Source organism: Leptolyngbya sp. Heron Island J, assembly GCF_000482245.1.
Lineage (GTDB): Bacteria > Cyanobacteriota > Cyanobacteriia > Phormidesmidales > Phormidesmidaceae > Leptothoe.
Genome location: NZ_AWNH01000108.1, coordinates 31,190 through 45,562, shown reverse-complemented (window position 1 = coordinate 45,562; position 14,373 = coordinate 31,190). Strand labels below are relative to the sequence as shown.

At 47.6% G+C, this 14,373-nt stretch carries 9 protein-coding genes and 1 pseudogene; all 10 read left to right on the top strand.

Annotated features, from left to right (window positions below; all coding sequences use genetic code 11):
• A pseudogene (locus tag N836_RS77765) lies at positions 1-417 on the top strand (IS701 family transposase); the annotation flags it as partial.
• Positions 414-4,277: a strawberry notch C-terminal domain-containing protein gene (locus N836_RS68385; RefSeq protein WP_023076262.1), complete on the top strand. Its 3,864-nt coding sequence runs from the start codon at positions 414-416 to the stop codon at positions 4,275-4,277. The pseudogene N836_RS77765 and the gene N836_RS68385, both read left to right, overlap by 4 nt.
• Before the next feature lie 515 nt (positions 4,278-4,792).
• A complete protein-coding gene (locus N836_RS68380; protein ID WP_023076261.1) occupies positions 4,793-5,551 on the top strand; it encodes a hypothetical protein in 759 nt (252 codons plus the stop codon).
• A gap of 83 nt (positions 5,552-5,634) precedes the next feature.
• The gene (locus tag N836_RS68375) at positions 5,635-6,972 is read left to right on the top strand and encodes a hypothetical protein (RefSeq protein ID WP_023076260.1); all 1,338 of its coding nucleotides are present in this window, start codon (positions 5,635-5,637) and stop codon (positions 6,970-6,972) included.
• A 16-nt stretch (positions 6,973-6,988) separates the two neighbouring features.
• Positions 6,989-7,426, top strand: coding sequence for a hypothetical protein (locus N836_RS68370; protein ID WP_023076259.1), 438 nt, complete (start codon positions 6,989-6,991; stop codon positions 7,424-7,426).
• A 51-nt stretch (positions 7,427-7,477) separates the two neighbouring features.
• Complete coding sequence (locus N836_RS68365) at positions 7,478-7,732, top strand: hypothetical protein (protein ID WP_023076258.1); 255 nt, start codon at positions 7,478-7,480, stop codon at positions 7,730-7,732.
• Positions 7,716-11,138 (top strand): hypothetical protein, encoded by a 3,423-nt coding sequence (locus tag N836_RS68360; protein ID WP_023076257.1) that lies wholly within the window; start codon positions 7,716-7,718, stop codon positions 11,136-11,138. Before N836_RS68365 ends, N836_RS68360 begins: the two co-directional genes overlap by 17 nt.
• A gap of 31 nt (positions 11,139-11,169) precedes the next feature.
• Positions 11,170-11,670, top strand: coding sequence for a hypothetical protein (locus tag N836_RS68355; protein ID WP_031294312.1), 501 nt, complete (start codon positions 11,170-11,172; stop codon positions 11,668-11,670).
• 1 nt (position 11,671) lies between these two features.
• Positions 11,672-12,265, top strand: a complete 594-nt coding sequence (locus tag N836_RS68350; protein ID WP_023076255.1) for a hypothetical protein — start codon at positions 11,672-11,674, stop codon at positions 12,263-12,265.
• A 33-nt stretch (positions 12,266-12,298) separates the two neighbouring features.
• Positions 12,299-14,365: a hypothetical protein gene (locus tag N836_RS68345; RefSeq protein ID WP_023076254.1), complete on the top strand. Its 2,067-nt coding sequence runs from the start codon at positions 12,299-12,301 to the stop codon at positions 14,363-14,365.
• The last annotated feature ends 8 nt before the right edge of the window (positions 14,366-14,373 follow it).

Genomic DNA, 14,373 nt, shown 5'->3' with positions numbered 1-14,373 from the left:
CGGAATTGGGTCGAATATGGTTTGAAACAAAGCAAGAATGAACTGGGATGGGCAGATTTTCGAGTAACGAACTATGCCCAAATTGAAAAGTGGTGGGAACTGGTTATGAGTGCCTACTTAATGGTAACGCTATACACTCCGCCCCTCCGCCCCGACGGGATCATTCCTCCAGAACAGGCTGATTCAACAGTGTTCTCATCGTTTCTCAAACACCGTTATTGGGAGGATGGAGAGGGTTGGAAGAGTTGGCTGAACAACCTACGCTTAATTCTTCTTCCTTGGGTTAGCTTTAACTTACTCAAGCCTTGGTTAGAGATTTTTTCCATTCCCCAATTAACAGAAGGGTTTGATTGTTTGATTGCATGGATGAACCAGTTTCCAGGGATAGCTGTTCCCATACAAGAGAGTCCTCCTTGAAAATCATCTCGCCAGAGTCATTAAAGAGCGCTAAGGTAAAAGCACTGACCACCCTCCGAAAAGAATTAAAGCAGGAAGCCAAACAGCTTGGCCAGGATAATGCCATTGGTCAGATCGGCGTGCATTCCATCAATTTCACCTCCCTGATGCACAATGCCATCGATCAGGGATTGCTATGCCAGAAAGCGGAAGCCACGGTGCAAACGGCGATCCAGGCCTTACAGAACGGTGAAAAGCCCTTGATTGCGGTGGCCTCTACCATGGATGCCTTTATCGATTGGCATGTGAAGGACAACGGTCTGGAACCCGGTGAAGCCATCGACATTTCCTTTGGTGACGTCCTGGGGCGTTATCTGGAGCGCTCCCGCGATGTTGTACTCAAAGACCATGAAGGCCTCCAGACACGACGACGGTTGACTGATGACGAGTTGGGGGCCGATGGCATTGCCGCCTATGACGCTGCCCGTGAGCTAATCGCAGACACCGATCTCTCCACGGTGCCCCTCAGCTCCATTGATTACATCAAGTGGCGACTGCGACAGGAAGGTCATTCCGTGGATGAAATCACGGGGCGTAAGAACATTATTGACTATGGGGTCGATGCTCAGATGAGCTATGGTCGTCGCTCCAGTCGTGAGACTCGTCCCCAGGGCAAGATTGAGGTGGTGAATCGGTTCAATGGTGGTGAGCTAGATGTAGTGATTCTCAACCGCTCAGGCTCCACTGGCATCAGCCTCCATGCTTCAGAGAAGTTTGCCGATCAGCGTCCTCGTCATATGATCGTGGCCCAAGCCGAGCGAGATATTAACCAGGTGATGCAGATGCTGGGGCGAGCCAATCGGTTTGGTCAGGTGGTTGAGCCCAAATTTACGCTGTTAATGTCTGACCTGCCTGCAGAGAAACGGTTGGGGGCATTGCTGGCAAAGAAAATGGCCTCTCTCAATGCCAATACCACCGCATCCCGTGACTCGGATCTCTCTGTCACCAATGTGGTGGACTTTATGAATATCTACGGTGAAGTGGTGATCACTGAGATTTTGGAAGATGATCCAGAGCTAGAGGCCAGACTGGCCTATCCATCTGATAGCTTGCAGGGCAGTTCTGATATTGAGCTAATCAGTCGAGTGACGGGACGCATTCCCCTATTGCCAATTGAAGAAAAAGAACAACTTTATGGCCTGATCGAGTCTGAAACAACAGACCTGATCGCCCGGAAACAGGCCATGGGTGAGAACGTACTGGCCGCAGAACAACTGGATCTGGATGCTCGCACCATTGCCCGGATGGAAGTGATTCCAGATGAGAGCGGCATCCGCAATGAGTTTGTGGGGCCAGTGTATCTGGAAGTGGTGGATGCCAAGATTCCGGTAAAGCCACTGACCCAGCTGCAGGTGATCAATGCAGTGCGGGATAAGCTGGGGCTGGAGTCAGTCCGCTCAGCTGAGGCCCATGATTTTGACCAGGCTGAAGTGATTGCAGTTTCTGCAGCTCAGCAGAAAACTGCCCAGGTGAAGCAGCAGTTGGCTGACTATCGCCACAGAATGATGGCGAAGAAGAAAACGCCGGAAGCGATCTCAAGATTGACTGAGCGGCTGGATCAACAACTGGCGCATATCACCTCAACGCTGGCTGATTTTCCATCGGGTACCACCGTTCAGGTAATTTCTGAGCAGGGCAATATTGCCTATGGTGTCGTGGCCGATGTCTGGCAAAGGGGGCATCAGGGCAGTCCTACTGCGCCCACCAACTGGCGACTCCAGGTGTTGACCGATAACCATGCTCGCCAGATTACGCTGCCGCTGTCTAAGGTGAATACCCAGAAGGAGAGTGCGGTCAGCATCACACCTCAGGAACAGAACTGGGATGCAGTGGAAATTTATCAGTCGTTTGATCTGAAACAGGCCCAGCAGCGGCGAGAGGCCCAAATTTTCACGGGCAATCTGTTGCGGGCGTTTGAGAAATATCCTAAAGGACAGTTTCTCAACTACACGGACTACCAAGGGCGGATTCGTCAGGGGCTGATGATGCCTGCCGGATTTGATATTGAAGAATCCCTAAGGTCAGAGCCGGTGGCGTTTCGTGAGCCTTACCAGGTGAAGGCATTTCTGACGGAGCTTACCCAGAATAAGGGGGTGGTGAAGTCCCTGGATGAGGTGCTGGTGATTAAAACCCAGGCCGCTGCTCGGCTATCGGGCAGTCAGGCGGATGGGTATGTGGTGCAAACGCCGAAGGCTACCAGCATAGGAGGACGGTATTTTCTGGATCAGGACATTCTGGAAGTAGTGGGGGCTGACTTTTATTCTGTGGCTGACCGGATGGAAGTGGTGGTCTCTGCTGAGCAGATTGAGCCGGTGTTGACGGTACTGATGAAGGAGAAACAAATCACGCTGGCGGCGTTTGATTTTAAGGATCAGGCACGGGAGTATCTGGGGGAAGCACTGCCATCATTGGAATTGCTGGAGTCAGGCGACTATGCGGCACAGGGGGATTATGTGCCCTATGTGCCTGAGCCGACCCAGGTAAACCGCGATCAATTGGAGACTTTGTTGGCAGATGAGAGAACAACACCGCTGAACTCTTCAGGCGTAGAGAATGGTGTCAGTTCATCACAAGTACATGATGTGCCATCAGCTGACGTGCCGATGCCGGAGAGCGTCTCTCTTCCATCAGAGTCTTCTTTAGAGTCTCCTGATGTTGTTTCTCGGATTGCGCTTCCTAAAGAACAAACGGGTGAGGCTGAGAAACAGGTGGCGAAGTTCCTGGAGAATGCGGGACTGGCTGAATCTGTTTTACAGGGGGAAGATTTTCACCTGCGGATTGAGAATGAGCCTTACATTCCTCTGGTGGTGGAGCGGCATGGGGACCAGCTCTATTTGACGCACTACCTGACTCAGAACGGGGATATGTTTATCGATACTGAGATGGTGTTGGGCATTTCTGACCAGGGACTGCTGACACTGCAGGAAACGGCGGTGCAGTCGTTGGGTGGAGAGTATCGGGGGTATGACCGAGGGTTTGCTCAGATGTTTGCCCGGAATATTAATCACCAGGGGTTTGCGGAGACGGCTCAGCAAAGTTTAGCGGCGAATAATGTTGAGGTTCTACAAGAGAAAGCTGAGGCAAAGGAAGCCAGCCTGTTTGATTTGGAGCCTTTTCAGCAGACTTTGCAGTTAGACCAGCATGGAGATGGGGGCGATCCGACCTGGGATGTGCCAGCAACTGAGGCTGCATCAGTGCCAAAACAGGATATGCAGTCTGAACCACAGCAGGCTCAGACGAATGATTCGGCTGCCCATGGTCCTGCGTCAGGGCTTCATGCTACAGGTCCACCTGCTAATGAACTGAATGGACACTCGGCCAGCTCCTTTAATGAGGTCACTGTAGATTTGGATGCGCTGCGGGGATGGTATCGAGCGGCCCGTGATATGGGGAAAGGCTCAGAGCGATTGGAATTTATTAAAAAACTGGGGCAGCTGGCTAAAAGCTATACGGATCAGAAGCTAACGCTCCCTCAGGAAGTTCAACGGGTAATGGCCCAGGATCTGGATCGCTATCAGGTGCAGCAGCAGAGGGGAAAGTATGTTGCTCAGGCTTCTCAATTTATTCTGGCGGCGGTAGGACGCTCCAATGGGCAAGGAACTCAATTTCAAGGAAAAATTTATGACCTGCGGCAAACGTTTGAGAGTTTAATGGTTCGGAAGCTAAAGCCTTATCCACAAACTATTCTGGAAGTTGACCATGACAAGATACAACGCACGATGGTTACTGCTGAGGATTGCCAGCGATTTAAGGCATTTGTGCAGCGATTGGAGCGCGATCGCACTCCAATCTTCCCCATGACAGTCGACATTGAACGATGAGATTCCTTCAACCTCTCTAAAATGCTCTGGTGCAAGGTATTAATTACGCTCACCTGAACTAACAGCTTAACTCAAACAAATTACAACCAATTACATCAAGAGATAGGCATGTTAACGAGAAAAGGTTAACAAGTCTGAATACGTCTGTTAATACTCACAAATTCCTCATTTTTTTTACATAGCTTCTGAATAGAAGCCTTTCGATGCATCTAAGGCATTCAAACTTTAGTTATCAGGAGGGAAAGCATAGCTAAGTAAATTTTGAAGTTTGGTTTAGATTCAGAGCCTGCGAAATTGCATGGTTCGCTTGAGTGTGCCTATCGACTATTTATAGGCAGAAGTTGTTGTGGTTGTCTCAAGGATGAGATTTCTGTTATTCCAATGTAGTGGAATACTTTAAGTGCTTACATTGATGGATAATACCACTACTGTAGGAACAACATTTGTAAAAACTTAGCCTGGATTGTTACTGAAAATCCATCCGAATTTTGATCCCTTCAGGTAGATCAACACCTATGAACTACAAGGACAAAATACTGGTATCTCTCACAGATGATACTTCTCGCCTCCAGCTTTTTAATGACCAGTCATTAGAACAACTGGTTGCCGCTGCATACGAAGTGGACCAGATGAATATTGAAGGTCCCTATCAGCCTATTTTTGAGGAACTCCAGTTTGGTTTCTCGGTGCCCAAGCTAGGCGTTTTAGACGGGATGTGGAGTCCCGTCGGCGGCGGGGAAAAAGTAGAAGCACGATTCCAGGTATCTGGTTTGGGGGATGGTTCGTCAGTATGGGTGGATGCTCTGTGGCGAGGAGCAATTGTAGCGAGGACTGTACCGGCCAATAGCAAAATAACAGCGGTGCAGAACGAATGGACAGAGGTAGAGACTAGCGATGGCAAAGTTCAGCAGGGGGCTGTGCAAGTAACGTTTGCTCCGCCGGATAATAGCGCCCCTTCTCCCAAAAGGTTACCAATTACAGCGGCTCTGCTGATTCGCGATGAGGGTTTTTCGGTGACTGACCTTTTGAGCGAGAGCAAGCATATTCGTGAACAACTGATTTCAGAGGGAATTCAAACAAAGCGAGATCCCGACTTGCCCCGGAGGAAACCTCCTTTGCTAGTGGCATGGATCATTCCTGGCAAGGTCTTTGATGATGCTGATTGGCCAGGAGGTACAGCAGGAATGGATGCAACTGCCTTACGGGATGCACGGCGGGATACAGCTGGTAAATGGTTAGCGCAGGAGGGAATTGGTTTGGTGGTGACCCCTTAGGAATTTAAGAGTGGTTTGAAGGTTACGGAATCGGGATTCTAAAAAACTGAGCAGAAAATTTCAAATTTTGCGAGGACATAGCAATGGTAACGGCAGCTTATCCCTTTATTGAGGTCAAGATTGATACGAAGGGTCTTACACCGACAGCCCAACGTGCACCGGGTGTGATTGCAGTGGTTGGCAAAACAGAGTCAGATGAAGAAATACTTAAGATCGAGAAACCAGAAGGAATCAGTGACCCGGAATTTAAGGCACTCTCAAAAAAACTGCGGGAGCAAATTGCTGAAGCGAATAAGCCTATTCGAGTGGACACACTCGATGATATTAAACAATTCAAGAAACAAGTTGTTACTCTGGCTCAAAAGGGTGACCCCAAAAAATGGGTTGTTGATAAAATAACTTTTGAAGAGACTGACCTGTCTAGATCGCTATCTATAGGATTTTTGCAAGATCCTAAGCCTTCCAAAATCTATGGTGTCAGGGTTGTAAAAGAGAAGGACAAAGCTGGGAAAGACACAACAAATATAGACGACTACACCTCTGCTCTCTCGGCACTTGAATCCGCCGATGATGTCACCTTTGTCTCGCTTGCAAATGAAACTGATGTTGGTAATGCGTCAAGCGCAGCTAGTGAAGGCAAAGATGCTAAGCCAGCAACTAACTTGCATGCTCTCAAAGAGCATGTAGAACTGATGTCGGCACAAGGCCAGAAACGAATTGGTGTGGCGATGGTTGATCCCAAAACGACTAAAACATCCAGCTATGTAGAGGATATTAAAAAGAAGGTGGATTCGCTCAAAAGTAGTTCTAGCCGGATGGTGATGATTGCGGCTCGGGGGGCAACTGGAGATGCGGCAACGGCTGCCATGGCGGCGATAGCAGGGTATAAGCCTCATATTTCCACGGTATTGAAGAAAATCCGAGGCTTCAAAATGCCCTTGGAAAGCCAGTATAGTCCTTCAGAAATTAGGGCTCTTTCAGAGGCCAACATTATTCCCATTATCGACCCAGATTTGATTGTGGGTGAAAGTCTGCATTTTGCGGAAGGGCGATGTTTTACTTCAGATGCTGACTTGTTGTACATCGATATTGTGCGGACGCTAGATGACATTGATTTCAAATTGAAAGCTGGATTGATTGGCTTGGTGGGTGATGCCCGCATTACCAAGATGGGCATGACGCGGCTGAAAACATCCACAGAAAGTATTTTGGGTGTGCTGAAGCGTCAGCAGGTGATTGCCAATTTTGTGGTGGATATTCCGGTGCTGAATATTCTCAATATTCCTGAGAGTGCAAGAAATGCCACTGACAACAGGATGGTAGCTGACGCCCGGGCCAACCGCACGGTGAAGATGTATGTGGATGTGACCTATGGTCCGGCGGTTCATCGATTACTGGTTACATTAGCCCCGAAATTTTAGTTAAGGAGCCAGAACAATGCCTGATTGGAAAACTCGATTAGCGGTTTCCTATAGAGATGAGGATGGCAATGAAGCCGATATTACTCCCATTGATTCCTTTAGTCCGTCATTTTCGTTGAATGCTGAGGTGCTGCATTCGCTGGAGCAAACCCATATTGGGGTGGTGTACACGCCGGATGCTATGTCATTTTCGATGACAGTTAAGGCGATGGGCGATGTGGCGGCCCAACTGACAGCCCTGGCCCTACAGGGCAAGCGATTTGATGTGACGCTTCAGGAAAGTGAGGACGGTTCAGATTGGTCGTTTAAGACCATTGTGATGCAGGAATGCATTATTACCAGTGCCAACCCAACGGAAGCGTCGATTTCGGGCGTGCCGACAGCAACTTTCTCGGGCTTTAGCTTGGCGGCTGCCTCTGAACCGAAGACAGGAGCAAAGGTTGAGATTCCCTAGTTAGGGGCGATCGCGCTCTGAATTTTTAGGGTTTTGTTTTAGGAGTGAGTGATGGCGGAAGACACGTCGAATGGCCAGGCCGCACGGGTAAAACGTACCGGAATTGCCCTGGTGCATGAGGGGGAGTTAGTGCTGCCTGCGGCGGGCAGTGAGGCTCAGGCCGAGCAGGTTATGGAGGATGCACGAGCCGTTATTCATTATCACTTTCCCGTGGAGATTGAGGTGCGAGCTGCACCGGAACCGATTGATCCAGAAGCCATTATCAATGAAACACTGAGGCGATTGAGCAATGCCTGTTCGAGTTGATATCCCTATTCGCATTCACGTTGACCCTGGGGCGCTAACGGAGCGGCGGTCAGATGTGGAAGATGCCCTGACTGCAGCGGTTGGGCGGGCGTTGAAAAATTCTCGGGATGTAGTGTTGGCAGAACGGGGGGGCTATGTGGGGATTAAAGTACATCCACCAGAGGTGGTTTGGGCAGGAAATGGGTTAGGGAAGGTATCAGAGGCGATTCGGGTAGAGATTGAGGAGCGGATTGGTGGATTGTTAGATCAGGCGGTAGTGACTGCTAGAATTTATGAATTTGCCAAGGCCAAGGAATCTGTAGCTCAGGTATTGCCTGGTGAATTTAAAGAACCTTTTGTCCAAGAACGCTTTGATCCAAATTTTGAGGTCTACGAATTACCAGTTTATCGACGTCAAGGTGAAAACAGGTCACTTCCTCTTACTCAAAAGAAGAAAAATACCTCACGCAAGAATATTCTAAAGCCCTCATTAACACCCCAAAAATTAATAGATGTTTTTACAGAAAGATGGCTCCTTGGCATAAGGGTTTTGCGTGTAAGATCTCTTGCGTCATATCTCTTGCAGCTAATAAAATCATCTCTCTCTAACTGTTCTTATGTGCGAACTGTAATCAGTAAATTAGTAGATGACTCTCTACAAGATAACGTTTCATTTTTCTTTGCTAATTATGCAAGTGATAAGACTCTAGAAAAACTTGCCAAGGACGGTGAAGGCAAAAAATTATTAGATACTCTTGAAAAAGCGATAAAACCTTCCATCTTTGGAAATAAAGAGAAAGACCAATTAATGCGGATAAAAGTAATCCGAGAACTAACTAGGTCAAGCTTCAGTTATCCCAAAAAGTTCTTTATCAAAGTCAAAGATCAATCTAGTAGTGGAAACAAGCATCTGATTGTCACTGAGTATCCGAAGTTACTTGGATGGTATCTCATGAAATTAATCAGGGCCAACCTTATAACCTATAAATATATTGCCCTGGAATTTATTAATAAATTAGCAGTTGCAGAACAGAAAAATGAGGTATATCTGGGTCTAATATCAGAAGCAAGTCAAGAAGAACTATTCAAGATGGCTAAAGATCAAGAAGGCCAGGATTTTCTTGCTTGTGGTTATGATGAATTAACTTATGCCGCCAGCCCAGACTCTATGGCACAAGCACAAAGAATCTTAATGGCTCGTGGAAGTACAACATCTTACACACAAGCCCTTGAACAACTTTATGGAAATAAGCGGAAAAGAGCGTGGATTTTCCCATTTAACCTACCTGGACCTACTAAGGGTGGAATATTTCCCACAAAAAGTTCTACTGACATTCAAGTAAAAAGACTTGAAAAAGGAAAGATTTGGGTTAAATATCCGCAAGCACTAAATCCAAAAGGTAGATATGCGGAATATCCGGAATTAATGCTTGCTCCTGATGAAATATTCAGCAATACAGGAACTGTTTTAGATGCCAATGAATGGATCAGGATCAAGCTCTATGATGAAGGTGGAATTATTGTAGAACGTCCAGCATTATCACTTATAGAACTCCACAATTTGCAGGAACAAACCCGATGGGATAAGATTAAGGCTCTGGCTGCTTTCATTGCCCCCATGGTTGCATTTTCAGGTCCTGTAATAGCAGGAGCAACCGCTAGATCAGCGGGGGGAAGTATATCCAAGACTCTTTTGCAAAAAATTTCGACTCGCTTACTTGGAGTAGAGAGGGCAGTAATCGCGGCACGATTTGGCAAAGAGGCATTAGCTTTTTTAGATGCTTTTGCAATCCGTTGTGCAGCGAGTTTATTTACTCTCAGCATGGTGATTAATGATCATAGAGGATGGATCATCAAGAAACTTGGTCCTAAATGGGGGCTTGAGTATATTCAAGGTGTTAATAGATTAGGCTTTTTTGTAGGGACTTATGGTCTTGCCAGACTTTCAGGAGGTGCTCTAAATCGAAGAGGTCTTAATGTTCTTGGAGGCATGTCCGACAGTATAAAAGCATCATGGCAAAGACTTAAAAACAGTCGAAAATTTAAACAGCTAGAAGGTTCTGACCTCAAAAAAGCTCAGGAGGTTACCCAGAGTACTGAAAAATTTCTTAAAGATGCAGATAAACTGAATGTGGAAATCAAGAGGCAACGTGATTTAAGTCGAAACAAGCCTTGGTTAGAAGCACAAACTCTATTTAAAGGCCGTGAAGGTACTAGACAAGCCAGTCCACAACCTCGTCCAGTACCTCAGCAGCAAGAAGCGCCAAGGAAGCTGGTTAAGAGAAAACGTGGAGTTCGCGAAGAATCTTTGCCGACAACACCAGGATTAATTACACAACGTCGACGTCAAGGTTTTAGACAGGCAAGAGCAGTTCCTCATAGTTTATCTCAACTAGTATTGCAAAATGAAAGGCTTGGCCCCAGAGGTATAAGAGTCATTAGACAGCAAACTGTTGCTCCCTCATTAGAGTCTGAATTATTAGCAATTGCTACTCGAGATAGGTGTGCTGCTCGAGACATCCTAAGGGGTATTGGCAGGCATCTTGAAGCATCCAATACGGAAGAAATCAAAGGCATTGTTCACTTCCTTAAAATAGGGGGTAATCCACGAGCTTTGGCAGTAACGTTGGGAAATTCAGTATCGTTCGGCACATCAGATCTATTAGATGCCTTAAGAACATTTAATTATCTAACTAAAGCGGATGCAAAGGGTATTTCTGTTATTCTCAGGTGGTGTGGAACTGGTGCAAAAGCAGCTGATAGAATTATTGGAATTGGCTATAACTATCAGAAAAACGCACGTGCTGTTTATGGTGCACTTAACGAGGTTGCTCCAGTCACCGATCGAGGTCTCAATGAAGTTATTAGAGATTTAGCAATGGTTGGGACACAAAAAGACAAAGGAGCTTTAGGTGTTCTTCTATCTGCGAGAGATTTATTAAGGCAGAATCCTGGTGCACGATTAGAGTTTGAACTTCCAGTTTCTGTAAAAGCCGGCAAGGAATATTTAGGTCGGATATTCGACATAAAGCTTAAATTGCCTAAAAATAAATCTCTAAGTTATCTATCAGTAGAAGTCAAAGAGTTGGAGAAATTATCCTATCTAAATAATGACAGCGTAATGATTGAGTTTATAAAAGATGTTTTATGGCATGTTAAAAATCCACCACCGCCCCCCTTCCACTTTTTTGCTCGTCTACGCTGGCGAGTCAAGCGACCTAAGGAAGGATTAAATTCGGCAGAGTTGGAGGTGAGAAAGCAACAAGCCAAAAGAATATTCCGACGGGCTCTTGATGGTCAATATCTGAAAAGGAATAAAGATCCGCGATATCCAAAGCTTTTGCAGGAGCTTATGAAACATCCTGAATATCAGAGAACTTTAAAGGAGTTCGACATATACTTTGCCAAATTTTTTGATTTCTTTTAGAGATTTGATCACCAAATTTTCAGGTGTTTTTATGGCCATCACCAAAAGTTTTCAAAAGTATCTCGCTGTTCCATCCGCCATTATTTCTGACGGTATAACCACCGTGCCCCTGTGGGCGGTGACCGCCATGACACTCAACGAGAACTATCACCTGCCTGCCATTGGTTCATCTGGGGCAAAAACTGTCGTATCGACCCATGATGATTCCATATCGCTCAGTGGGGTTTTGGTGGGAACCGAGCGTTATGCCTGGAAACTGGCCCTTGAAAATTTGGCCGATGCCAGCAAGCGGGGGAGTGCTCTGGGCACGTTTACCGGCGGCAGAGTCTCTGGATTGATTCTGATTACGTCTATGACTATTCGCACCGACATGCAAGTTCAGAGTCTGTCGTTTAACGTATCGGCCTCAAAACGGGATGTGATCGATGTCTCGATTTCGCTAGATTACATGCCTTTGCCAGGGTCCCTGGGCAAATTGCTAGATACGGCAGCGGTGGGCATAGCGGCCTTAGTCGATTGGGGAGGGAATTAACATGATGCTTCCGATTCCAGTACAGTCTCATCTGGTAACTGAATCTGATCTCACGATTCCAGCTGGTTTCACCAGGGTGACGAATAAGCTTCTGACTGCCCTACCCCACGAAATTAGCCTGACAGCAGATATTTCTCTGGTGCTTGTGATGCCGACGGGGCTGGCTGTCACCTGGCGAGAGATTGATCCCACCACATTGGTTAGCCATAGTGAAGCTGAGTTGCAGCCCTTCAATCCATCCTTACGAAAAATCAACCTTGCTGACGCTAAGTATGTCGGTGAAGTAACTCGTCATCCGTTGCGCTGTCTGGTGCGTCAAGGGGGGACGACTATTGCCTCTGTTCCCCTGGTGGCTGGACTCCATAGAACAATTCCTGATTATGGCAGTCCCTCACAAGGTGCCTTGCTGGAATTGATTATTCTCAGCTGGGATATTCGTGCAGGCAGTCTCCGAGGTCCCGGAGATTTTGGAGCCACGATTTCCTTGGCCTGGCGACTGGTGGGCCAGGGTGCCAACACCTTTTCACCGGCTTCCTTTTTCAGATCTGATGCCTCTGAGCTTACGGAGACATCCTCCCCCAATCTCAATCCTTAAGAATCTTGTTTTTCCCGTTACAGGAGTGTTGTTATGAGTCCTGTTCCCTCTCCAGCCCTTGAAAATGTCATCGTCGGTAATGATGCCGGTTGGATTTTGGCGTTTTATCGTGAAAAAAATCGGGCGATCGAGAAAAAGCCTGTACTGGTGATTAATTCAGCCCAATATCATGCTGAAATCCAGGCCACCCTGCCGGGAGGATTAGAGGGGGGAACCTATTCCTTCGTGGTTGAAGGATTAATCGATGAGCACTATGGCCAACTGACCCCGAAACTCATAGTCAGGCTCTACCTTTATTGGCGAGACACGAATAGAAGCGTTACCGGTTACCTGGCTAACCTGGTAGGCATTACCGGCCTCACCGATAGCTTGAATAAAGATGAACTCAAACAAGCGTTGGTTGCCGAACTGGCTATCGTGAGCGTCTCCCGCAAACTAGGAGCTAAGCGCTACGAAACTACGATTCAGGCTCAAGAACGCATCTTTAAGGCATTGTCAAAACGAGTCATCAAACCCTTAAGCAAGGTCACGCCACTGCAGCTCCTGCAAAAAATCCAGAAGCTGACCGGCACAGAAATTAAGCCCTATGGACTGACTAAAAAGGGCCTGATGCCAGGAACCAAGGACCTGAGCAGTGCCGCAACGGGTCTCGAAAAGGGCAACACTTATGTCAAAGAGATCGCCGACTTAGCGGCAGCCATGGAGGCCGCAACGGGAAAATATGGTCGGGGCATGGTACTTATTCGCAACGGGGTATTGCACTTTGGACCTCGTCCCATTCCGTTAAAGGATAAAACTGCGAAAGCTGCCAATCAGCCTAAACGCCTCACCCTAAGAACGGGGTTAATTGAAGCGAAGGTTGAGGGCCTGACGGATAGTGATCCGTTCTTTGACGACAGCAAGTCTGCCAATCCTTCGACCAAAGCTCAGCAGCGTCAGTTCACGCTCACGCTGAAAGGACGACCCGATCTCAAACCAGGCGATCTGGTACAGTTTGAGCCTCCAAAGGAAGATGTTATCCAAGCCACGGGAAGTTTGTTGGGGTCGTTGGTAGGAGCTTTTGGCGGCAGTGTCGTAACCTCCCTGGGCGATGAACTGAAACATCCTGTGACCCTCTACATCACGTCGGTTAAGCATAGCTTAGGTAAGACAAGCGGTTTTTCGACGGTCGTTTCAGGGGAAGAAATCTTAGATCCCAAACAGCCCTGGGATCCGCGATCGCCCGAAGGCTCACAGCCTGTTGCCATGGACTCAGCAAAACCCACCGCCGATACTGCTGTCCGCGCTGCTCAAGCCGTTAAGCAAATCGCCAATAGCGGTACCGCCTCTAAACGGTTTTCTGAAGTGGGGGAGGTGCGACAGGTAACCACCAAAGGTAAAGGGTCCGAAACAGAATTACCCGGGCAGACCCTCACGGTCTGGCGAGGCCTCAAGGCCTCAGATCGTCGTTCTAACCAGGCTAACCGCTTGGCGATCGAGCGAGATGCCCCGCTAGAGTTAGCAGGGGTTGCCTATGCTACGCCCTTTGCTTGGGGGAAATGCGGTTTGGTGTTACCGCGATATCCTGGCACCCGTGTGGCTCTAATTCATCGCAATGGACAGGCCCAAGATCCTTTAGAAGTCGGTGCTTTGTGGGAGATGGGCAAAGGTCCAGATTCACAGCCAGGAGACTGGTGGCTGATTTTACCTGCAGAAGTTCCGTCTGAGGCGAGAGGGGCGATCGATGAAGATGCCAAACCAAAACCCTATGAAGGGAAAGTCACCCAAGACCTAATTGATGCAGAAGGCAATCGCATCATTGAAGTTGGAGAACTGACGATTCGGGTCGGGAAAGACAATCTTCAAAAAGCAGGTGAACGCCCTAAGCGTCCAGAAAAAAATGAAGAGAAAAATAGTGTCACGATTGAGCACACAAAAGAAGGCTCAAAGATTGTCATGAACCCAGATGGCAGCGTGGAAATTACTGCCAAGACTATCAAGCTCAAAAGTAAGAGCAAAAAGAAGGAAGAAGGAATTGAGCTAGATGCTGGCCAAGGCACGATCACCATGATCGCTCACAAGGTAGATGTCCAAGTTTCTGATTCAATGAATGTGCATTAGGAGAAACA